Source organism: Escherichia sp. E3659, assembly GCF_005781135.1.
GTDB lineage: Bacteria > Pseudomonadota > Gammaproteobacteria > Enterobacterales > Enterobacteriaceae > Escherichia.
Genome location: NZ_VATQ01000009.1, coordinates 67,244 through 90,511, shown reverse-complemented (window position 1 = coordinate 90,511; position 23,268 = coordinate 67,244). Strand labels below are relative to the sequence as shown.

General features: G+C 52.7%; 18 protein-coding genes. 2 read left to right on the top strand and 16 right to left on the bottom strand.

Features of this window, described 5'->3' with window-relative positions:
* Window positions 1-258: 258 nt before the first annotated feature.
* From FEK47_RS09975 to yfhM, 11 genes are all read right to left on the bottom strand, one after another.
* Window positions 259-474: a zinc ribbon domain-containing protein gene (locus tag FEK47_RS09975; protein ID WP_130258879.1), complete on the bottom strand. Its 216-nt coding sequence runs from the start codon at window positions 472-474 to the stop codon at window positions 259-261.
* Between the two features lie 62 nt (window positions 475-536).
* Entirely contained in the window at window positions 537-2,009 is a 1,473-nt protein-coding gene (der, locus tag FEK47_RS09970; RefSeq protein ID WP_032281443.1) for a ribosome biogenesis GTPase Der, read from the bottom strand.
* 117 nt (window positions 2,010-2,126) lie between these two features.
* The gene (gene bamB, locus FEK47_RS09965) at window positions 2,127-3,305 is read right to left on the bottom strand and encodes an outer membrane protein assembly factor BamB (protein ID WP_130207489.1); all 1,179 of its coding nucleotides are present in this window, start codon (window positions 3,303-3,305) and stop codon (window positions 2,127-2,129) included.
* A gap of 10 nt (window positions 3,306-3,315) precedes the next feature.
* Window positions 3,316-3,936, bottom strand: coding sequence for an ancillary SecYEG translocon subunit YfgM (gene yfgM / locus FEK47_RS09960; RefSeq protein ID WP_130214611.1), 621 nt, complete (start codon window positions 3,934-3,936; stop codon window positions 3,316-3,318).
* Window positions 3,937-3,953: 17 nt separating this feature from the next.
* Complete coding sequence (hisS, locus tag FEK47_RS09955) at window positions 3,954-5,228, bottom strand: histidine--tRNA ligase (RefSeq protein WP_130237914.1); 1,275 nt, start codon at window positions 5,226-5,228, stop codon at window positions 3,954-3,956.
* A 110-nt stretch (window positions 5,229-5,338) separates the two neighbouring features.
* Window positions 5,339-6,457: a flavodoxin-dependent (E)-4-hydroxy-3-methylbut-2-enyl-diphosphate synthase gene (gene ispG / locus FEK47_RS09950; RefSeq protein WP_000551807.1), complete on the bottom strand. Its 1,119-nt coding sequence runs from the start codon at window positions 6,455-6,457 to the stop codon at window positions 5,339-5,341.
* A 26-nt stretch (window positions 6,458-6,483) separates the two neighbouring features.
* Window positions 6,484-7,494 carry a cytoskeleton protein RodZ gene (rodZ, locus tag FEK47_RS09945; protein ID WP_135486925.1) on the bottom strand — a complete coding sequence of 337 codons (1,011 nt, stop codon included), beginning with the start codon at window positions 7,492-7,494 and terminating at the stop codon, window positions 6,484-6,486.
* A gap of 284 nt (window positions 7,495-7,778) precedes the next feature.
* Window positions 7,779-8,933, bottom strand: a complete 1,155-nt coding sequence (locus FEK47_RS09940; protein WP_135486926.1) for a bifunctional tRNA (adenosine(37)-C2)-methyltransferase TrmG/ribosomal RNA large subunit methyltransferase RlmN — start codon at window positions 8,931-8,933, stop codon at window positions 7,779-7,781.
* A gap of 149 nt (window positions 8,934-9,082) precedes the next feature.
* Window positions 9,083-9,514, bottom strand: a complete 432-nt coding sequence (gene ndk, locus FEK47_RS09935; protein ID WP_000963835.1) for a nucleoside-diphosphate kinase — start codon at window positions 9,512-9,514, stop codon at window positions 9,083-9,085.
* 148 nt (window positions 9,515-9,662) lie between these two features.
* Window positions 9,663-11,975, bottom strand: coding sequence for a peptidoglycan glycosyltransferase PbpC (gene pbpC / locus FEK47_RS09930; protein ID WP_135486927.1), 2,313 nt, complete (start codon window positions 11,973-11,975; stop codon window positions 9,663-9,665).
* Window positions 11,976-16,934 (bottom strand): alpha2-macroglobulin, encoded by a 4,959-nt coding sequence (yfhM, locus tag FEK47_RS09925; protein ID WP_138183175.1) that lies wholly within the window; start codon window positions 16,932-16,934, stop codon window positions 11,976-11,978. It abuts the gene before it with no gap.
* 206 nt (window positions 16,935-17,140) lie between these two features.
* On the opposite strand from yfhM, the gene sseA reads away from it, so the two are divergent.
* Entirely contained in the window at window positions 17,141-17,986 is an 846-nt protein-coding gene (sseA, locus tag FEK47_RS09920; RefSeq protein ID WP_135486928.1) for a 3-mercaptopyruvate sulfurtransferase, read from the top strand.
* Between the two features lie 342 nt (window positions 17,987-18,328).
* The gene (gene timP, locus FEK47_RS25675; RefSeq protein WP_276319951.1) at window positions 18,329-18,454 is read left to right on the top strand and encodes a small toxic inner membrane protein TimP; all 126 of its coding nucleotides are present in this window, start codon (window positions 18,329-18,331) and stop codon (window positions 18,452-18,454) included.
* 30 nt (window positions 18,455-18,484) lie between these two features.
* Here timP and sseB read toward each other — a convergent pair whose 3' ends face one another.
* From sseB to hscA, 5 genes are all read right to left on the bottom strand, one after another.
* The gene (sseB, locus tag FEK47_RS09915) at window positions 18,485-19,261 is read right to left on the bottom strand and encodes an enhanced serine sensitivity protein SseB (RefSeq protein ID WP_002461557.1); all 777 of its coding nucleotides are present in this window, start codon (window positions 19,259-19,261) and stop codon (window positions 18,485-18,487) included.
* Window positions 19,262-19,402: 141 nt separating this feature from the next.
* Entirely contained in the window at window positions 19,403-20,686 is a 1,284-nt protein-coding gene (gene pepB / locus FEK47_RS09910; RefSeq protein WP_135486929.1) for an aminopeptidase PepB, read from the bottom strand.
* 177 nt (window positions 20,687-20,863) lie between these two features.
* Window positions 20,864-21,064 (bottom strand): Fe-S cluster assembly protein IscX, encoded by a 201-nt coding sequence (gene iscX / locus FEK47_RS09905; protein ID WP_000523616.1) that lies wholly within the window; start codon window positions 21,062-21,064, stop codon window positions 20,864-20,866.
* Between the two features lie 11 nt (window positions 21,065-21,075).
* Window positions 21,076-21,411 (bottom strand): ISC system 2Fe-2S type ferredoxin, encoded by a 336-nt coding sequence (gene fdx, locus FEK47_RS09900; RefSeq protein ID WP_001124469.1) that lies wholly within the window; start codon window positions 21,409-21,411, stop codon window positions 21,076-21,078.
* A gap of 1 nt (window position 21,412) precedes the next feature.
* Window positions 21,413-23,263, bottom strand: coding sequence for a Fe-S protein assembly chaperone HscA (hscA, locus tag FEK47_RS09895; RefSeq protein ID WP_135486930.1), 1,851 nt, complete (start codon window positions 23,261-23,263; stop codon window positions 21,413-21,415).
* Window positions 23,264-23,268 lie beyond the last annotated feature (5 nt).

The following is a 23,268-nucleotide window of genomic DNA, read 5'->3' as shown; positions in this document are numbered from 1 at the left end:
CAGCTCCGGAGATAAATATTAGTGTTATATAGCGGATCCATAGCAACATGCTTTTCCCTGTGGAAATTTAACTCTAAAATAATTTCTAACATTGTATTCCAGATAACACAGTAACTGCACACCAGAAGTGCTAAATATAGTCTTAAAGTTATAACAATGAGACTTTGCTCATTTTTAATTAGTCGTTAATCTAATAGAGATGAGATTATAATATTTATATTAGGAATATATGATGCTAAACCATATATTCCAGTGATATTAAGAAATGACAAATTCAATACGGGTTTTAGAAATTAAACCGTGACCATGCTGGCAGAAATAATCCACCGCACCACACGCTTTTAACACCTGTAACGGTTGGTGGCAGTCAGGGCAAAGTGCCTGGACGGTGAAATCTTTGTCGCAAGTTACGCAGTGAGCCGTCTCGCCTTGGCGTTCGAGAGGATTTTGGCAGATTGGGCAGCTGAGTTCCATAAATGATCCTCACATTTTCATGGGTTTCCCTTTCCATATGGAAAGGGAAACCAGATAAGTAATTACTTACTTTTCTTGATATGCTTCATCAGGCGCTTACGCTTGCGCATCTGGGTCGGCGTCAGGGTGTTACGCTTGTTCGCATATGGGTTTTCCCCTTCTTTGAACTGAATACGAATCGGCGTCCCCATCACATCCAGAGACTTGCGGAAATAGTTCATCAGATAACGCTTGTAGGAATCCGGCAGGTCTTTCACCTGGTTACCGTGAATCACCACAATCGGCGGGTTATAACCACCAGCGTGGGCATATTTCAGCTTCACGCGACGCCCGCGAACCAGCGGCGGCTGGTGATCTTCAACAGCCATAGTCATGATGCGCGTCAGCATTGACGTACCCACGCGACGGGTGGAGCTGTCATACGCTTCACGCACTGATTCAAACAGGTTACCAACACCACTGCCGTGCAATGCAGAGATAAAATGCACGCGAGCAAAATCGATAAAGCCCAGACGGAAGTCCAGCGTCTCTTTCACCTGCTCTTTCACTTCCTGGCTCAGGCCATCCCACTTGTTCACCACAATCACAAGTGAGCGCCCACTATTGAGAATAAAGCCCAGCAGGGAGAGATCCTGATCGGAAATACCTTCGCGTGCATCAATGACCAGCATCACCACGTTGGCATCTTCAATTGCCTGCAACGTTTTGATTACTGAGAACTTCTCTACCGCATCGGTGATTTTGCCGCGTTTACGTACGCCTGCGGTGTCAATGAGTACATACTCACGTCCGTCACGTTCCATTGGAATGTAGATACTGTCACGCGTTGTGCCTGGCATGTCGTAAACCACAACGCGTTCTTCACCGAGAATACGGTTAGTGAGCGTAGACTTACCGACGTTCGGACGACCCACAATCGCCAGTTTGATCGGCAGACTTTGCGGGTCGAAGTCGTCTTCCTCTTCTTCTTCGCCGTTCTCTTGCGCTTCAAATTGCGCCCAGTATTCAGCGTCTTCGTCCACTTCTTCTTGCGGCGCGAGATCTTCCATCCACGGCAGAAGGACGTGCTCCAGCAGGCTTAATACGCCACGACCATGAGACGCGGCAATTGGGTAGATTTCGCCTAAACCGAGCGAATAGAAATCAACAACTGCCTGGTCTGGATCTAAACCATCAGTTTTGTTTGCCACCAGGAAGGTAGGTTTTTCTCGGGAGCGCAGGTGCTTGGCAATAGCTTCATCTGCCGGCATCAGGCCAGCACGCGCATCAACCATAAACAGTACAACGTCTGCTTCTTCAATCGCCAGCAGCGACTGTTCCGCCATGCGGGTTTCAACACCGTCTTCCGTACCGTCAATACCGCCGGTATCAATACAGATAAACTCGCGGCCTTCAATTTCTGCACGACCGTACTTACGGTCACGAGTCAGACCCGGGAAATCCGCAACCAGCGCATCTCGGGTGCGAGTTAGACGGTTAAATAACGTGGATTTTCCTACGTTAGGGCGCCCGACAAGCGCGACCACAGGTACCATGTTTAAAGCCTCATTTTTATAAATCATCAGACAACGATCGCTTTTTTTGCGTCGTTGTTAAAAACAGGAAAACGGCCCCTGTCCAGGAGCCGTTTTCAAAGTGAACGACAGAGACGATTAACGTGTAATGGAGTACACAGTCCCGTCTTTTGCCTGGATCAGCAGTTTGCCATCAGCGGCAACCGGTTCGGTCTGGAAACCGGAGCTATCAACTTTTTGCTGGGCAACGAAACGACCATCTTCGACATTAATCCAGTGCAGATAGCCTTCACTGTCACCCACCACCAGGTTGCCATTATACAGCACCGGAGAAGTCAGCAGGCGATGCAACAGATCGCTTTGCGTCCACAGCGTAACGCCACCATCAATGGTCAACGCCATCACCCGGTCATTTTGATCGACCAGATAGATGCGGTTACCGTCGACGATGAAATCATTCACCGAACCCAGTTCGCGTTTCCACATAATCTGACCGCTGCGCAGATCAAGCGCCGTCAGGTTACCATTATAGGCCAGTGCAAAAACAACGCCGTTAATGATTACTGGAGTTGTGTCAACATCGCTCAGACGGTCGATTTCAGTAGAGCCGGTCGCCTGGGAGATGCGCTGTTGCCAAATCATCTGGCCCTGTTGCATCAGTACTGCACTGACGCGGCCATTATCACCACCAACGACTGCTGCGCCAAACGCTGTGGCTGGCGCAGATTCGCCACGCAAAGAGAGCGAAGGCATATCGAGGTTAACTGTCCATTTAACAGCACCGTCTGCTTCGTTCAGCGCTTGCAACTGACCATTACTGGTGTGGATAAGTACCAGACCATCGCTAACCACCGGGCGAGAAAGTGCTTCACCCGCGACTTTAGTTTGCCATGCTACAGTACCATCACTGGTATTCAGCGCGTAAACCTGCGCCTTTTCGCTGCCAATGTAAACGTGACCACCCGCTACGGTCACGCCGCCAGAAAGCAATGCCGGCTCTTTAGACAACCAGCCATCTTTCTCGGCCAGACTGACAGACCAGATTTCTTTGCCGTCATCCGCATTCATCGCTTTTACTAAACCAGCGCGATCCGCTGCATAGACAACGTTGTCCGCCAGTGCCGGATGAAGATTAGAATAGAAGTTGCCAATGCCGCTACCAACAGAGGTGCTCCACGCCGTGGTCGGCGTAAACTGGTTTTCAACGGTCGGCAATGGGGACATCTTTACCACATCTTCTTCGCTGTTAAACAGCGAACAGCCGCTTAAAAGAGTAACGGAAAGCAGTCCTGGCAGCAGTAATTTACGCAATTGCATCGGGTCCCTCTCAGATGGACAAATTATTAATTTTCATCTGCATCATTTCGCTCAGTGCCGGGGTAGCATCGCTTTTCACACCTGCTTCCCATGCACTACGCGCACCTTGCTTATCACCTTTGCTCAGCAATGCTTCACCACGCAGGTCGGCAACAATGGCAGCCCACCCTTCACCTTTAATGGTTTCAAGGGTTTTCAGCGCGGCATCAGCCTGCTTGAGCTGCACCTGAACTCGGGCAAGACGCAGATTTATCACGGCTTTGAGATTTTCATCGCTCGTGTCCGCCAACCCTTGTTGCAATTGGGCGGCAGCTTTCTCTAGTTCATTTTTGTCAACAAATTGCTGCGCAAGTTCCAAAGAAGCCAGCGCGCCATAAGTATTTTTATTTTCAGCAGCGAATTTTTCCGCCGCTGGAATGCTGTCTGGTTTGCCTTCGCTAACTGCGGTAACCGCATTGTGATAGGCAAGAGAAGTGGAGCGTGCGGAATCAACCTGATGGCTGTTCCAGTAGCGCCAGCCAATCAGTGCGCCAACGCCCAAAATCACCCCAACAGCCAGTGCTTTGCCATTTTCAGCAAAAAAGCGTTTAACCGCTTCAACCTGGTCGTTTTCGTTCTCGTAAATTTCCACGCTGTCCTTCTCCTTCCTTAACCCAGTAACGTGCGCAAATGCGCGGCTACGCTATCCTGCGCAACTGCCGTTTGCTCACCAGAGCGCAAATCCTTCACTACTGCCGTGCCGTTGGCCACTTCGGACTCACCCAGCACCACAGCAACGCGTGCGCCCCATTTATCAGCACGGGCAAACTGTTTCTTAAAGTTGCCGCCGCCGTGGTTGGTCATCAATTTCACACCCGGTAATTCATCACGCAGACGCTCAGCTAATGCCAGTGCCGCAGATTGTGTATCGGCGCCTGAAGCCACCAGGTATATATCGACAACGGGATCGGCTTTAAATTCCGGATTAACTGCCTGAACTAACAACACAAGACGTTCGAGGCCCATCGCAAAACCTACTGCCGGTGTTGCACGGCCACCCAGCTGTTCCACCAGACCGTCATAACGACCGCCTGCGCACACGGTTCCCTGGGAACCGAGGCTGTTAGTCACCCATTCGAAAACGGTACGATTGTAGTAATCCAGACCACGCACCAAACGCTGGTTGACTGTGTAGGCAATACCTGCGCTCTCAAGCAGTTTGCACAGACCAGCAAAATGCTCGCGAGACTCCTCGTCAAGATAATCGCCTAACGCCGGAGCGTCATTGAGTAACGCCTGCACTTCCGGATTTTTGGAATCCAGCACGCGCAGCGGGTTGGTGTACATGCGGCGTTTGCAGTCTTCGTCCAGCTTTTCTTTATGCTGTTCGAGGAATGCCACCAGTGCATCGCGGTAATTGGCGCGTGCTTCCAGCGAGCCGATAGAGTTCAACTCGAGGGTAACGTGTTCAGAGATACCCAGCGCACGCCACCAGCGGGCGGTGAGCATGATCAATTCGGCGTCAATATCCGGACCCTGCAGACCGAAGACTTCACAACCTAGCTGATGGAATTGACGATAACGGCCTTTTTGCGGACGCTCATGGCGGAACATCGGCCCGATATACCACAGACGCTGTTCCTGATTGTACAGAAGACCATGCTCGATGCCGGCGCGTACACAGCCCGCCGTCCCTTCAGGGCGCAAAGTCAGGCTGTCGCCATTGCGATCCTCAAAGGTATACATCTCTTTTTCAACCACGTCGGTGACTTCACCAATCGCACGTTTGAATAGCGGGGTCTGCTCTACAATCGGCAAGCGGATTTCACTGTAACCGTAGCTGCCGAGCACGTTTTTCAGTGTGCCTTCAATGCGCTGCCAAATGGCAGTTTCGCCAGGCAGGTAATCGTTCATGCCGCGAATGGCTTGAATGTTTTTTGCCACGTTTATTCTCTTTCTGAATATAAAAATGAACCCTCAACGCTTCCGTCAATGTTTCGGGAGCTATGCGGGTTCAATCATACACGGGAAGCGAGGCGCTTCCCATCACGTTATTATTTTTCAACCTGCTGAACGTCAATTCGACGCGCTTCGTCCAGCTGACTGGCTTTCGCACGAATACGCGCTTCCAGCTGATCGATCATGTCATTGTTGTCCAGACGGTCTTTGCGCACGCCATCTTCATAAAGGCCGCTTTTCTTGTTACCGCCCGTGACGCCGAGTGTAGAAACCAGTGCCTCACCAGGGCCATTCACCACGCAACCAATGATCGAAACGTCCATCGGGGTAATGATATCTTCCAGACGCTGCTCAAGTGCGTTAACCGTACCAATGACGTCAAACTCCTGACGAGAACAGGTCGGGCAGGCGATGAAGTTGATCCCGCGCGAACGGATTCGCAGCGATTTAAGGATATCGAAACCGACTTTGATCTCTTCAACCGGATCGGCAGCCAGCGAAACGCGCAGCGTGTCACCAATACCTTCAGACAGCAACAGACCTAAACCGATGGCAGATTTCACCGCCCCACTGCGTGCGCCACCGGCTTCGGTGATCCCAAGATGCAGCGGCTGATCGATCTGTTTTGCCAGCAGACGATACGATTCTACTGCCAGGAAAACGTCTGACGCTTTAACACTGACTTTAAACTGATCGAAGTTCAGACGATCAAGATGATCAACATGACGCATGGCGGACTCAAGCAACGCCTGCGGCGTCGGTTCGCCATACTTTTCTTGCAGATCTTTTTCCAGCGATCCGGCGTTAACGCCAATACGGATCGGAATGTTTTTATCGCGCGCACAGTCAACCACCATGCGAATACGCTCTTCATTACCGATATTGCCTGGGTTAATGCGCAGGCAATCGACGCCGTATTCCGCCACTTTCAGCGCAATGCGATAGTCAAAGTGGATGTCGGCCACCAGCGGTACGTTAACCTGCTGTTTGATGAGTTTGAACGCTTCTGCCGCGTCCATCGTCGGTACTGAAACACGGACGATATCGGCACCAACACGTTCCAGCGCCTTGATTTGATTGACCGTCGCTTCGACGTCCGTCGTGCGCGTATTAGTCATGGACTGTACGGCGATGGGAGCTCCATCGCCAATCGGCACATTCCCAACGTAAATACGTGTTGATTTTCTACGTTGAATTGGAGCCTGGTTATGCATGCAAAATCTCCCGCGTTACCCGTCTGTTACTGCGCCGGTGATTGTTCGGCATTTAGGGTCAGACGCGCAACCTGGTTAGTTCTGATAAAACGACTCAGATCGACAGGTTTCCCTTGATACTGGATCTGTACTGCGGCTGGCGCACCAATTTTCAGTTTATACGGTGCCTGGCCGGTTAAATTCAAATTACCGTCTTTACGCTGCATCCCGCTGAACAGTTTTTTACCGGTAGCATCGGTGACTTCCAGCCAGCAATCGGCAGTAAAGTTCATCACCAGTGCATTCGGGTCAGCCGCCGGCGTGGTCACACCAGCCTGATCGGTTGGCAGTGGTGCCGCGTCATTTGGCGTCGTTGCAGTTGGCGCGGTCGTAGCCGCGGTATCCACATTCGCCTGCGATGGCGGAACAACCGCGTTCTGCTGTGGTTCAACGGCAGGTGCCGGCGTGGTCACGTCTGACGTTTGCGTGTTTGCAGCGGTAGTATCCGCAGGTGCTGACGTCGTGGTGGAGTCACTCTGACCAGCGTTTGAGGAGGTATCTAACGGCACGCTCTGCGCCTGGTCGCTATTACCGTTCAGTTCCGCTGTGGTCTGATCGGCCATAGTCGTGATCTCTTCCTGCTGGGCTTTGTGATCTTGCCACCACCAGGCACCGCTCAGCCCAATCACCACGAATAACACCAGCCAGGTGAAGGTCATCAGCCAGCCATCGCGTTTTTTACGTCGCTTGCCGAGAGAGAAACTCTGCATGGGCGCAACTTTTGCGGCCCGTAACGGAGCCTGTTTTTCCAGCCCCGGCAGCAGTTCTTCTTCCGGAATATGCACCAGTCGTGCATAAGACCGGATATACCCGCGCAGGAATGTTGATGCAAGGTCGGCTGGCGCCTTATCCTCTTCAATATCGCGTACCGTGGAAACCTTCAGACAAAGTCGTTCGGCAACGGCTTGCTGGCTAAGTCCAAGTTGTTCGCGGGCATTACGCAAGCGAGCGCCGGTAGTAAGTGCTTCATTTTGGTCGTGCGTGGCTTCAGTATTCATTCGCTGCAGGTACGTTTAAATGAGAATTGAGATGCCGGTGAGTCATCATACTCACCCACACCGCGAGACATCCATTAAGTTAACCTTTATCATACAGTATAAGACTGTCTGTGTGCTCATGACAAAGCCCACATGAATCAAAGCTAACTCACTGTTGCATCGTTACATACTGCCTTAAAGTCAGCAAAAACGCACCGTTAATATTGATCAGACAATTGCAACTTAATGCTATATTCATAAAAGATTACGCCACGGTACAAAAAGTAACCGTGGCGCAAGAGACATCAAACCGTTTTCACGTCGATGGCTTCTCCCTGTATCCGTTTGCGCAGGGTACGTTTAGTACGGTCGATAACCTCGCCCGCTAATTGCCCGCAGGCTGCGTCGATATCATCCCCACGCGTTTTACGCACGATGGTTGTGAACCCATAGCTCATCAACACTTTTGAGAAGCGATCGATACGACTGTTCGAACTGCGGCCATACGGCGCGCCCGGGAACGGGTTCCACGGAATCAGGTTGATCTTACACGGCGTATCTTTCAGCAGCTCCGCCAGTTGGTGCGCGTGTTCAGTGCCGTCGTTAACGTGGTCAAGCATCACGTATTCAATAGTGACTCGGCCCTGATTGGCGTTGGATTTCTCCAGATAACGGCGCACTGCAGCAAGGAACGTTTCGATATTGTACTTTTTGTTGATCGGCACAATTTCGTCACGAATTTCGTCGTTCGGCGCGTGCAGGGAAATTGCCAGTGCAACGTCGATCATATCGCCCAGTTTATCCAGCGCCGGAACTACACCGGAAGTGGAAAGCGTCACGCGACGTTTAGACAGACCAAAACCGAAATCATCAAGCATGATTTCCATCGCCGGAACGACGTTGTTCAGGTTGAGCAGCGGCTCGCCCATACCCATCATCACTACGTTAGTGATTGGGCGCTGACCGGTGACTTTTGCTGCGCCGACGATTTTCGCCGCACGCCATACCTGGCCGATAATTTCCGACACCCGCAGGTTGCGGTTAAAGCCCTGCTGGGCGGTGGAACAGAATTTACACTCCAGCGCACACCCCACCTGCGAAGAGACGCAGAGCGTGGCACGGTCGTCTTCCGGGATATACACCGTTTCGACGCGCTGATCGCCAACGGCGATCGCCCATTTAATGGTGCCGTCAGATGAACGCTGTTCTTCAACCACTTCCGGTGCGCGGATCTCCGCCACCTCTTTCAGTTTGCCGCGCAACACTTTATTGATGTCGGTCATCTCATCAAAGTTGTCGCAGCAATAGTGATACATCCACTTCATCACCTGATCGGCGCGGAAGGGTTTTTCACCTAAATCTTTAAAAAACTCCCGCATCTGCTGACGGTTGAGATCCAGCAGGTTGATTTTTCCATCTTTCGTGGTGACGTTTTCAGGTGTGACTAATTGTTCAGACATATGCTATTCCGGCCTCGTTATTACACGTTATGGCCCCTGGAGGGTTGAAAAAAGAAACGCCCCGGTGAGCTGCTGCTCGTCCGGGGGCGCTGCATTGTACAAATTCTGGCGCATGGATGCCACGTTTGCACGCGGCATTTACGAAAATATTAACGTGTGCGCGGACACACTTCGCCTTCACCGAAGAAGAAGGCGATTTCGCGAGCGGCGGATTCGACGGAATCAGAACCGTGGGTACCGTTTTCGGTCAGGCTGTCAGCGTAATCAGCGCGCAGAGTACCGGCCAGTGCGTTTGCCGGGTTGGTCGCGCCCAGCAGATCGCGGTGACGCTGAACGGCGTTTTCACCTTCCAGTACGGAAACCACGATCGGGCCAGAGGTCATGAACTCAACCAGACCATCAAAGAACGGTTTTCCATCGTGTTCAGCATAAAAGCCACGAGCCTGTTCAACGGTCAGGTGCAGCATTTTGGTGCCGACAATTTTAAATCCAGCAGCTTCAAAGCGCGCAAAGATATTACCAATAACGTTTTTTGCTACCGCATTCGGTTTGATGATGGAAAAAGTACGTTCAATAGCCATTTTTACCTCTGTAAATTATTCTGTTGTTGTCTGTACCAGCGTACGAGATGGCGCGGATTATAATGAGCTACAGGGCCGTTGACTATTGATGAAGGTAACATTTTTTTAAAATAAACCGAGTTTAAGCAACAAAATCTGACAAAACAGACTACTGCATGGCAAATCTCACCGTCGCGACCTGTCCCATTTCATCCATCACCAGTAACTGATAGTCACCTTTTTCACTCAAACGCAACGTAATGTTACGCCCACGTTCAGTTAACGGTGCACCATTAAGAAACCACCATCGTTCACCTGCGCCGCCCGTGGTTTGCACAGGCAAAGAAGCATCAGCAGTGCCAAGTAAACGTTTAATAATCGCGCCATCGCGAACGCCTGTCAGCTGCAGCGGGAGCGGGGCATCGTGACCGTACGGCGGGCAACTTGTTGATGCCGATGGCAGGCGTGCGGCGCGGCGCTCCGATGCGGGCAGCCAGGGTTCCAGCGGTAGCGGCCAGACATTTATCATTTCTTGTCGCGCCTGAGGGCAATCAGCGGCAACACGTTTGCCGTTTTCATCCAGCCAGATGGGGAAACGAATGCCATTAATGCCTTCCTGCTCCGGTAGTAATAGCGTTGGCGGCTGGCTCCCGTCCAGCAGCCAGGTTGCCAGGCGGCGGCGACAGTTACCGTCACCTTCCGGCAAAGACTGTCCGCCAGGCCAGCAGATAACGCCACGACTTACGGAGCCAGGACGCGGGTCTTCCGGCAGATTCGCACTGCGCGACAGTAAGATATTATTGACCTGATTCAACAGCGGTACGGCGCTGGCAAAGCCAAACTGGCCGACTACCGGCGTGCCGTCCGGCCTGCCGGTCCAGATACCGATCACATAGCGAGCGTTTATCCCTATTGCCCATGCATCGCGATAGCCATAACTGGTTCCTGTTTTCCACGCCAGTGGTACGACGCGTGGCAAGGCACCATCCGGAAGCGGCTGCGCTTCATCTGCCATAATACGGCGGATAATCCACGCGGCCCCCGGCGACATTAACGGTCGCTCAAGTAATGGGTCACCCGGCTGTAAGCGCAACTTACCCGCCTTACCGTGGCGAGCAAACGCGGTATACGCTGCAGCCATATCTTCCAGTTTTGCACCAGCGCCGCCAAGAATGAGCGAAAGATTGGGCGCAGCACCGTTGGGCAGATACAACGGCAATCCAACATTGCGTAATTTTGCCGCAAACCGTTTCGGGCCATAGGCTTCCAGCACCTGCACAGCAGGTAAGTTCAGCGAGCGCACCAGCGCCTCGCTCATGCTGATCGGGCCATGAAAACCGCTGTCAAAGTTACCGGGTCGATAATCACCGGTGCGTCGGGGGACGTCTTGCAACAGCGATGCCGGGTGGATCAAACCTTCATCCAGAGCCAGACCATAAACAAATGGTTTGAGCACCGATCCTGGCGATCGGATCGCATTAACCATATCAACATGACCAAAGCGTGAATCATCGTTGAGATCGACCGATCCTACCCAGCCGCGAACACGCATATCGGTATGATCAACCACGATCATCGCCAGTGAGCTGCGCGCCGGCAATCGTCCTTTCCAGTTTTGCGCCAGTTCTTCCAGACGTCGTTGAAGACCTGCATCCAGCGTAGTAACGATTTTGTCGCTTTTACTTTTACCGAGCATCATGCGCGAAAACAACGGTGCCAGTTGCGGCATTTGCCTGGGGGCCAGCCAGATGGGCTCTTCACTAGATTCTTTTACCTGCTCACGGGACCACACACCTTGCGCAGCCATCCGTTTGAGCACTTTATTACGTGCGGCCTCGGCACGTTCCGGCCAGCGATCCGGGCGCAGTCGGCTGGGCGCTTGCGGTAACACCGCCAGCATTGCTGCCTCGGAATAGCTCAAATTTGCAGGCGATTTCCCGAGATAAGCCCAGCTTGCCGCACCTATCCCCTGTAACGTACCGCCAAACGGGGCGCGGTTAAGATACAAGGTCAGAATTTCACGTTTAGACAGGTGCCATTCCAGTTGAAATGCGCGCCAGAGCTGGCGAATTTTACCGCCAAAGGTTTTCGAATGTGGATCAAGCAGGCGAGCTACCTGCATAGTGAGCGTACTGCCGCCGGAGATAACCCGACCAGAAGTAAGATCCTGCCAGGCAGCACGAGCCACCGAGAATGGGTTCACGCCTGGATGCTTCCAGAACCAGCGATCTTCGTAATTGATCAGTGCTTCGAGATAACGCGGAGAAACATCTTCGATGGTTACCGGATAACGCCAGATGCCATCAGCATCGGCAAAGCGCCAGAGCGGCGTCCCATCCTGCGCCACGACGACGCGTGCGGGGTTAACTTCATGTAGCGGCAGAGGCCAGAGTTTATCTGCCCCCCACGCCGTCAGAATGATAATAAAGGGCATGACTGCCAGCGTTATCCAGCAGCCATGTTTGGTTAACAGACGAGCCATTTACGGTCTGATAATCAGCAAATCTTCAGTAGCGCCAGTCGCCCGCCATTGGGGAACATACATTGATTCCACCATCGGTTGCGGAACCTGATACGTTCCCGGCGTTACCGCCCGCGCCAGATACACCAGCGTTACTGGCTGATATTCATCAACAGCAACCGCCGCCACAAAGCGATCGTCCCGAAACTCAATATGCTTAATGTTCGCTTGTTGCATTTGATTGAGTAGGTTTTGCACTTCGCTGCCACTTTGCTCCAGGCTGGCGCTGCCGTTAGCCAGGTTCTGGTTTTCCAGTTCCAGGCCCGCTGGCAGTAAATCAACGACCAAAGCATCCGGCACGCTGTCACTGGCTTTTACCTGCAACCAGACCAGCACCAGATCGCCGCTACGCAACGAGTCCAGAGACTTACTCTTACCGTCAGTACCAAGAATATGACGCTCAATTTGCAGCACATTGCTCGCTGGTTGTGGTGCGGATTGCGGATAACCGCTGGCATCCACACGCAGCCATAACGGCTGGTCACCACGGTTGGTCACCTGCAAGGTGGCAAGTTGATCGCTATTCAGATTGCTGTTTTGCGCTTTCTCGCCTGTCAGCGGCTCAGTTGAGAAAGACGTCTGCGCCTGCCATTTACCCGGTAAATCCTGAAGAGTACGGGCGGCCAGGAACAGCGCGTTACTTTCCTGGGTCGAGAGCCAACGTTCGCCAAATGCCTGCTGTGAAAGGGTGTTAAGCAATGCATTCTGTGCATCAGGCAGTAGCTTGTTCTCTTCAAGTAAGGAGAGCATTAACGCGTTGTCGCGCAGTGGGCTACCGTAATCACCCAGCCATTTCCGTTCATCGTTACGCGGCGTTTTCAGCGCCAGCGCAATCGCTTCTTCACCACGCGTCGCATCACCCATGGTTTTCAGCGCAACGCCAAGTTGCAGCAGCGGTAAACCAGAAGCCGCATCTGCACGACGCTCCCAGATTTCGCGTAGCGCACCCAGCGGTGCTTTTTGCTGCCGTGCCAGCACCAGTGCAGCGTAAGACTGAACGGCAAACTTACTGGCTTTAAGATTATCAGCGTACGGAATCGACATCATGCCCGGATCTTGTAAATAGCGCAGCAGACGCTCGTTTCCACGATTAATGGCTTCTGTCGGCACGCTGTAACCCTGTTCACCAGCACGGATCAGGAAATCCATCACGTAGGCGGTCAGCCAGTACTCTTCGTCACCGTTTTTATCCCACAGGGCAAAGCCGCCGTTATCACGTTGCATTTGCAGCAAACGAGAAACACCAATATCGACTGCCGCACGGCGTTTATCATCGCTATCGCCTTTGATGCCCAACGCCTGTAGCTGCGCTGCGTTGGTATAAAGTGACGGGAACAGGCCGCTGGCGGTTTGCTCCAGACAGCCGTACGGATACGCTTTTAACTCTTTGATATAACGTGCGATGTTCAGCGGTGGTTTGCCGCTCAACAACAACTGCCCTTCCAGCGTAACAGGAGAGAAGTTTTGCAACCCATCAGCCGGGAGCGCCCAAGTTTCACCAGGCTGTAACGCCGTACCGTAATTGACCGTTTGTGCCGGGAATGCCGGACGGACACCGATTTTCCACTGCTTATGCTGATCGGCAACGGTTTCACCTGGTAACGCTAACCCACTAATGGTGGCCTGAATTTCACCATCGCCAAACCCCGTCAGAGCACGCACCGGGATAAACAGCGTGGTTCGCACACCTGGCGCTAATTCAACTGGTGCGGGGGAATTACTCACCAGTTCAAGCAAGCCACTGGCGGTCAGAGCAACGTTAAGTTTTTGCGGTTTATCGGTAAGATTAGTGATGTCCAGCGTCAGACGTGAGGTGTCGCCGCTAGCCATAAAGCGCGGCATGTTCAGTTCCGCTATCACGGGTGCGGCAACAACCACTTTGCTTTCGTTGCTGCCGAAATCATCTGCTGTCCATGCTTGCGCCATGACGCGCAATTCACCGTTAAAATCGCCAATCGGCAATGTAACCGTGCCTTCGCCCTGTTCGTTGAGCGTTACCGGCAGCGCCTGTTGCGCGACAATATTGACGTGATTTACTGGCGGTTTGCCACCGCGTTTCAGTTCATCACCATCGCCACCAAAACGCAGTGCAGCCAGACGCCCCTGACCTTCAATAACCTGACCGTAAATATCGTAAATGTCTGCGCCATAGCGTTTCTGACCAAAGAACGCCTGCCACGGATCTGGCGTGACGTAGTCAGTAATATTCAGCACACCACTATCAACGGCAGACACCAGCACATTCACCTGTTTTGGCTTCTCGCCATTTTTAGTGCTGGCTTTAATTTTCACGGTTAATGGTTGATTGGGACGCATTTTTGCTGGTGTTTCCAGCGCGAGATCGAGGCGACGGTTTTCATCACCAAGCGGCAAATGCAACACACCAACCGCGCGTTTTGGCGTCGCGGAGCGAGATTTATCACCAGGACGCACCACCAGCGTACTTAAATACAGATCATGACGATTCCAGGTTTTATCGACCGGAATCGTCAGATCCAGCCCTTGAGCCGGAACATCAATCTCTTGCCACCACAGCGGCCCTTCACTGGACTCGACCATCGCATAACCTTTACCCGCCGTTGGCGCGGCGATATGCAACTTAATGGTGTCGCCCGGGCGATAACTGGCTTTATCCAGTTTCAGCGTGACACGGTCCGGACGCACTGCGCCGCTACCGTCGCTATTGTCCTGCCAGCTATATCCGGCCCAAAAACGCGCGCTACTGACCGCTTCATTCGGCGCTTTGACTTCCAGACGATAAGCGCCCCACTCTACCGGAAAACTGACCTTGCCGGTTTCGTCCGCTTTCAGATCCAGCGTTTGCTCATTTTCGATCAGATCTTTTTGATCAAACTGTGACTTCCAGCCTTCATCTTCCGACCAGTTCCAGTAGTAATCGCGACGTTCGCGAATCAGTCGCACCTGCAAGCCCGACACTGCTTTTTTCACGCCCTGCGCATCGCTATAAACGATATCAAAAACAGCGTTACTGTCTTCATCAACAATGGGCTGTTTTACCATGCTGTCAGTACGATAATCGTAAACTGATTTTGAAGAGAACTGCGGACGGATCCCCGGCAATGCATCGGCTGGCCAGATAGCCTGCTCAGCGCGGCGCGTCACGGGGCGACCGCCAGATTCCAGCAAACTCCCCTGGAAAATAACCTGTAATGGGGAATGTACTTCCTTCCACTGGCTTTCAGTGGAAACTTCGCCACGCCCTTTATCATCCAGCGTCAGCTGAACTTCATCCAGCGTGCGGGAAAGGTTTTCGGCAGCAATATCGCCAAATTCGAAACCAGGCAATGCAGAAACCGCTTCACGCAGCGGCCGCAAGAAAAGCTGTCCCTGCAAGGTATTGCCATTAGCGGGCGCACCGTACAGGTAGTACCCCACCACGGAGAATTTCACTTCATCTTTTGGTGTTAATGGCGTTTTCTCGCCGGTCAGATTCAGCGCCATGCGCTCCGGCATAAAATCTTCGACGTGGAAATCCCACATCCGATACTGGTTATCCCCAGTGTTGGCTCGGATATGCCACATTCCGGTTGCCGCAGTGCTATCCAGCGGCCAGGTAAAGTGGTAGAGGCCATTTTCCGGCTGGCTAACAACACTACGCAGTACCTGCCCGTCAGGTTTAATCACGTCCAGTTTGATGGGTTGATCCGGCAGAGCTTTACCGTCTGCATCACGCAGTAAGCCGTTGAGGATGACCGTTTCGCCAGGGCGATAAAGATCGCGCGGGCCAAACATAAAGAACTGTTTGCTGTAGTCTGGCGCGCCAGCAATGTTAAATTCCGCTAAGTCCAGTGCCGGTAGTTTTAAATCGAGCAGCGTTGTTTGACCGTCTTTACGCGCCAGCAGTAGCGCCGCGTTTTTATCATTTTCCAACTGCACATGGCCCTGTGAATCACTGGTCGCCTGAGTCAGAGTCTGCCCTTTCTCATTTAATAGCGAGACTTCAATTCCTTGCTGGGCCGCGCCGTTTTCCAGGCTTTGAGTAAAGATATCCAGACGATTGTGATAACGGTGGGCCGATACGCCAATATCACTTAACGTAAATAGCGTGGCTGGATTACTGTAATCGTAATGTCCGGCCTGATTCATTACAGCCAGATACACGCCCGCCTGCTGAAGCGGCTTGATATCGCCCAGCGGCAGCAATAATTTTTCACGAGTGTTTCGCGCGGGATTGAGATCAAACCGCCCGGTATAGACCAGGTCCGCCATCTCCAACAGTTTGTCCGATTGCCAGTTCGCCAGTGAGTTACGATATTCCCACTGGCTAATGAAAGCTGGCAGCGATTCCGGCTTAACACGGAAGAAGTTAACATCGACATTGTTAACGTTGAGCGCCATTACCGGCAGTCCTTCCACGACTTTTCCGGGTAGCAGCGAACCACGGCTGGCAAAGCCGACACTGGGTTGGATATCGCGGGTGGTGATGGTTTTTTCGTAATCTTTACTGAAGGTTGCGTTATTGAGTGCCTTAACTTCCTTGCCAATAGTGACGATCAAATCACGTTTCGGTTCGAGGTGGCGTAAACGCAGTTCTTTGAGATTATCCGACAACTCCCAGGCGCCATCCACTTTGCCGCTCTTTTTATCGACGACATGAATAACACGCGAGAAGTCCTGATCCGGGTCGAGGGGGACAGAGAAAGTCAGTACCAGCGTGGCTGCGCCATCGAGCTGTACCTCAGAGAGATCCAGCAATGTCAGTGCCTTACCCGCACTCTGTTGTGCCAGTTTTTGTCGCGCCGGCGAGGAGAGTTTCGCAGAAGTCGCATTTGTCGAAGATGACTCTTTAGCAACTTCAGAAGACGTATCTTTTTTCACTGCAGTTGGCGCGTTATCGTTGTTGTCGCACCCTGCCAGCGCCAGCATCAACATACAGGCGGCTAAGCGTAACTTTTTCATCTCTCATCCCTGCCACAATGGCCCGTTAGCAACGTCGGATGATTATTATGCGTGAGAAATGACGTTATGTAATTCACTATCACATCTACAAAATCCGAATTTTAGTGAGAAATGTGGCTCAGGCAGCCAAATCAGCCTCTTTTGCTTGTCGCTTTTCGGCAAACATCCGACAATTTAACTTAACCCCGGCAAAAATGGAGATGCCTATGTCCACGACATGGTTTGTAGGAGCCGACTGGCTCGCCGAACATATTGATGACCCGGAAATTCAGATTATTGATGCTCGTATGGCACCGCCCGGGCAGGAAGAGCGTAACGTTGCTCAGGAGTATCTGAACGGTCATATCCCCGGTGCAGTATTTTTCGATATCGAAGCTCTCTCTGATCATACATCCCCCCTTCCGCACATGCTGCCTCGCCCGGAAACGTTCGCCGTCGCGATGCGTGAACTGGGCGTTAATCAGGACAAGCATCTGATTGTCTATGATGAAGGAAACCTATTTTCTGCGCCGCGCGCGTGGTGGATGCTGCGCACTTTTGGTGTGGAGAAAGTGTCAATCCTTGGCGGTGGCTTAGCAGGCTGGCAGCGCGATGATCTGCTGTTAGAAGAAGGTGCAGTGGAACTGCCGGAAGGAGAGTTTAACGTCGCGTTTACCCCGGAAGCCGTGGTGAAAGTGACCGATGTGTTATTGGCAAGTCATGAAAAAACGGCACAAATTATCGATGCCCGCCCGGCTGCGCGTTTTAACGCGGAAGTTGATGAACCTCGCGCAGGTTTACGTCGCGGACATATTCCCGGCGCGCTGAATGTTCCATGGACAGAGCTGGTGCGCGAAGGCGAACTGAAAACGACCGATGAACTGGATGCGATATTTTTTGGTCGCGGCGTCAGCTATGACAAACCAATTATTGTCAGCTGCGGCTCTGGTGTAACGGCAGCAGTGGTTTTGTTGGCACTCGCAACGCTGGATGTGCCAAACGTGAAACTGTACGACGGCGCATGGAGTGAATGGGGCGCGCGGGCAGATTTACCGGTTGAGCCATTGAAATAAGCTTTTTACAGGCAATAAAAAACCGCCGAATTTGGCGGTTTTTTATTGCTGGTCTGGTTCGCGGCCTTTCCAGCAGGTTGACTTGTGTTGCATGAACAACGCAGGCACCCCACAGTGTTGAAATACTCTCTTTTATGCCTGGCCATGTCAAGATAATAAACAGAGTAATTATTCAAACATGAGAGTATTATTCTTAACGGCCCTTTTCGCCGTCTCGCAAACGGGCGCTGGCTTTAGGAAAGGATGTTCCATGACCGTAAATACAGGCACCCCACAGTGCTTGCTATCGCGGCAATATCGCCAGTGGTGCTGTCGTGATGCGGTCTTCGCATGGACCGCACAATGAAGATACGGTGCTTTTGTATCGTACTTATTGTTTCTGGTGCGCTGTTTTCCGAAGTAAATAATAACCGGAGTCTCTCCGGTAACAATTTACTGGTGGTTAACAACCTTCAGAGCAGCAAGTAAGCCCGAATGCCGCCCTTTGGGCGGCATATTTTATATTATCCGATTCTGTTTAAAGTCACGCAAAAAACCACCCCAGCGACGTTCATAGAATGGCGCAATATGTTCGGTAATAAAGTGGCTAATTCCTTTTTCCCCTTTTTTCACCTGACAAATATCGATTGGTTCATCGCCAGGTAATGTATCGGTCGCTACACTTCCCGCCGCCTGAATAATTTCTTCGATATCACCATCGGCTTCAATGCCAATAAGTAAATTAGGCTGTGCCTCTTCGTTCTCTTTAATTGAACAAATAAAAGCACGCTTCACTGGCTTAATGGTTTTAAATAAGGTGGTGAGTGAATCAATCATTTGTGCTGGTGGCTCTGCGACTTCCGATAATATCAGCGATTCACCGCCTTCCAGTACTTCCTGACTGCTCAGCGGATTCCCTTCTTCACCAATCAACAAACTGATTTCACGCGGCATAAATTCTTTACCGGTTGGCAGTTTGGCATTAAGGAAGAGCGTTTCACCAAGGGTCATCTCAAACAATGTGCGAACGGGCATTACGACAAATGCCTGTTCGTCTTCAACCGCCTGTTGAAGTGCTTCTAACGAGGTAAAAAAAGGAATGACGCTGGTGCCGTCTTCTTTTTCCCAGTGCTGTAAATCAAGCGCGCTATCTTCAACCACAGCCTCGCCCTGCGCCGCCGTACCCGGCACCCAGACGGTGGATTCCAGTAGAGTACGGAAAAAGGCCGGGCGGTGAGCCGGTTCGGTTGCTGCTTTTTCCAGCAGGTCTTCAAGTTCGTTTTTTATTTCGGACATAAGAACCACAATTCATTCAACGTTCGGGGCACAAGTGCCTGATGCGCTATGCTTATCAGGCCTACAAGGGATTCGCAATTTGTTGAATTTGCAGAATTTGTAGGCCGGATAAGGCGTTTACGCCGCATCCGGCATATTAGTTTACGCCGTTAACAGATTAGCAATCGTGCGCACACCCAGCCCGGTCGCGCCCGCAGACCACTGTTCAACCGGCGCTTTACGGTAAGTCGCCGAGCAGTCGATATGCAGCCAGCCTTGCTGATAGTTCTCAACAAAATGCGACAGGAAGCCCGCCGCCGTACTTGCACCTGCCGGATACGCCGCGCTTCCGGTGTTGTTCAGTTCGGCAAAGTTAGACGGCAGCTGGCTGCGGTGGAACTCCGCCAACGGCAGACGCCAGAACGGTTCGTTCTCCTGCGCGGCACTCGCCAGTAAGCGACCGGCCAGCGCATCGTCAAAACTGAACAGCGCGTGATAATCATTACCCAGCGCGGTTTTCGCCGCCCCGGTGAGGGTCGCCGCATCAATGATTAGTTCCGGTTTCTGCGCACTGGCATCAATCAGACCATCGGCCAGCACCAGACGCCCTTCGGCATCAGTGTTCATCACTTCAACTTTTTTACCGTTGCGATAGGTGATGATATCGCCCAGTTTGAACGCGTTGCCGCTGATCAGGTTATCCGCACAGCAGAGGAACAGTTTCACGCGCTTGTTCAATCCGCGAGTAATGGCAAATGCCAGCGCCCCGGTAACCGTTGCCGCGCCGCCCATGTCCGACTTCATCGAGTCCATAAACGCAGTCTGTTTGATGCTGTAGCCGCCGGAATCAAAGGTGATACCTTTACCTACCAGGCACGCGTACACTGGCGCTTCTTTATCGCCAGTTGGGTTGTAATCCAGCGCCAGCAATACCGGAGAACGTTCTGAACCGCGCCCGACAGTGTGCAGCCCCATATAACCTTGCTCACGCAGATCTTCGCCTTTAGTGATCCGGTAAGTCACACGATCGCCTGCGACGTTGCTGATCAGATCAACAGCACGCTGTGCCAGTTGCGATGGCCCCAGCTCTTCCGCCGGTGCGTTGATGGTGTCACGCACCCAGTCGATGATCATCAGGCGGTTATCCAGTTCCTGACGCTGGGCATCGTCCAGATCCGGCCACTCCACTTTACGCATGCCTTTCGGGGCTTTGTAACCTTGCCAGAATGCCCAGCAACGATCCGCATCCCAGCCTTCACCGCTTAACTGAACATGTTTGATGCCCAGGCCGTCAATCTTGCGCGCCGCACGCTGGATCAGACCCAGATCGTCCGCTCCGTTCAAATGCAGGGTTATGCCATCATTATTAATGCTGTAAGTCGCTTTTTCTCCCCAGCGCGCGTCGGCAGGTTGGGTAGAGAGGGTAATTTTCATCGCTTCTGTCATTTTAGTTATCCTTATTTATAAAAGGGCCGCCAGTTGGCAGCCCCAGGATTTTTCCGCTAAATGATTCGCGTTGCAGTAAGGCGGCAAGTGAGTGAAGCCCCAGGAGCATAGATAACTATGTGACTGGGGTGAACGAGCGCAGCCAACGCATCTGCGGCGTGAAGCATGACGCGGAAATTATTCGGCTTCGTCCAGCCAGACTAACAAAATCGCTTCGAGGATTTTCTCGTTGGATGCCTGCGGGTCGTCGTCGAAATCTTCCAGATCGCAAATCCACTGATGCATATCGGTGAATCGAACCGTTTTCGGATCAAGATCGGGATACGCATCGTACAGTGCTTCGCCAATTTCGCGGCTATCGGTCCACTTAAGTCCCATACTCACCTCTGTTAATGCTCACGCGCATGGTTGATAGTGTAACGCGGGATTTCGACCACTAAATCTTCGTCTGTGACGCGCGCCTGGCAGCTTAAACGGCTTTCCGGCTCCAGCCCCCAGGCTTTGTCCAGCATGTCGTCTTCCTGCTCTGAGCTTTCCGGCAGTGAGTCAAAACCTTCACGAACGATGCAGTGGCAGGTGGTGCAAGCACAGGATTTTTCACAGGCGTGTTCAATCTCGATACCGTTACGCAGAGCTGCGTCGAGAATGGTTTCACCGCTATTAGCTTCCAGAACAGCGCCATCAGGACAGAGATCCTGATGAGGCAAAATAACAATCTTTGGCATATTAAACCTCGTCCACGGAATGGCCTTTCAGCGCACGACGAACCGACTGGTCCATGCGGCGAGCGGCGAAATCCTGGGTTTGTTTGTCTACGTTTTTAATCGCTTGTTCGATGGCGTCAACATCATCGCCCTGCGCCACTTCACTCAGGTGAGCGGCAGCATCGTCAATAACCTGACGCTCTGCGGCACTTAACAGCGCGGAATCAGCAGCCAGCGCGCCGTGCAGACTTTCCAGCACACGCGCCGCTTCTACTTTTTGTTCTGCCAGCATACGGGCTTTTACGTCCTGCTCGGCATAGCTCATTGAGTCTTTGATCATCGAGGCGATTTCGCTGTCGGTTAGGCCATAAGAAGGTTTCACCTGAATAGACGCCTCAACGCCGGTGGATTTCTCCATCGCCGTCACGCTCAAAAGACCGTCGGCATCGACCTGGAACGTCACGCGAATATGCGCCCCGCCAGCCGGTAGCGCCGGAATACCACGCAGCGCAAAACGCGCCAGCGAGCGGCAGTCCTGCACCAGTTCGCGCTCACCCTGCATTACATGGATAGACATCGCCGTCTGACCATCTTTAAAGGTGGTGAAATCCTGAGCGCGGGCCACCGGAATCGTGGTATTACGCGGAATCACTTTCTCCACCAGGCCGCCCATCGTTTCGAGGCCCAGCGACAGTGGGATCACATCCAGCAGCAGCATTTCGCTGTCCGGCTTGTTACCCACCAGAATATCCGCCTGAATCGCCGCGCCAATAGCGACGACTTTATCCGGGTCGATGGAAGTCAGCGGTGGACGACCGAAAAATTCGCCTACCCGTTCACGCACCAGCGGCACGCGAGTAGAACCGCCAACCATCACCACTTCCAGCACTTCATCAGCTTCTACGCCCGCGTCTTTCAGCGCACGACGACAAGCCAGTAAGGTTCGTTTTACCAGTGGCGCGATCAGTTCATTGAATTGTTCACGGCTGATTTCGCCCTGCCAGCCCGCAACATTCACAGCCACGGAGTCCGCATCGCTCAGCGCGATTTTGGCCGCAATGGCGGCATCCAGCAGTTCACGCTGAACGCGGTTATCGCTACGATCAGGAATGCCCGCCTGCTCGCGAATGTAATCCGCCAGCAGATGGTCGAAATCATCGCCGCCGAGCGCGGAATCACCGCCGGTCGCCAGCACTTCAAACACGCCGCGACTTAAGCGCAGAATGGAAATATCAAACGTCCCGCCGCCGAGGTCATAAACGGCGATCACGCCTTCCTGACCGGAATCCAGCCCGTAGGCGATAGCCGCAGCGGTCGGTTCGTTAAGTAAGCGCAGAACATGCAACCCAGCCAGACGCGCCGCGTCTTTGGTGCCCTGACGCTGGGCATCGTCAAAGTACGCCGGAACGGTGATAACTACACCATCCAGCTCGCCTGCCAGGGCTTCAGTTGCCCGCGCCGCCAGTGCTTTGAGGATGTCCGCAGAAACGCGCACCGGGTTCAGCAGCCCCGCCGCCGTTTCAATCATCGGCAGGCCGTTTTCGCTGGCCTGGAATTGATAAGGCAGATGCGGATAGCGTTGCTGGATATCAGCCAGCGAGCGCCCCATCAGGCGTTTAACAGAACTAATGGTGTTGGCGGTGTCAAGCGCAGCGTTAGTACGCGCGTCATAACCCACCGAATGCCCTTGCTGTTGATAGTGAACAACAGATGGCAGCAGGTGACGGCCTTCATGGTCGGCTAACGTTTCGGCCTGACCGCTGCGCACTGTCGCCACCAGCGAGTTGGTTGTGCCCAGGTCAATACCGGCCGCCAGACGACGCTGATGCGGCGCAGCACTCAAACCAGGTTCACTAATTTGTAATAAGGCCATGTTTA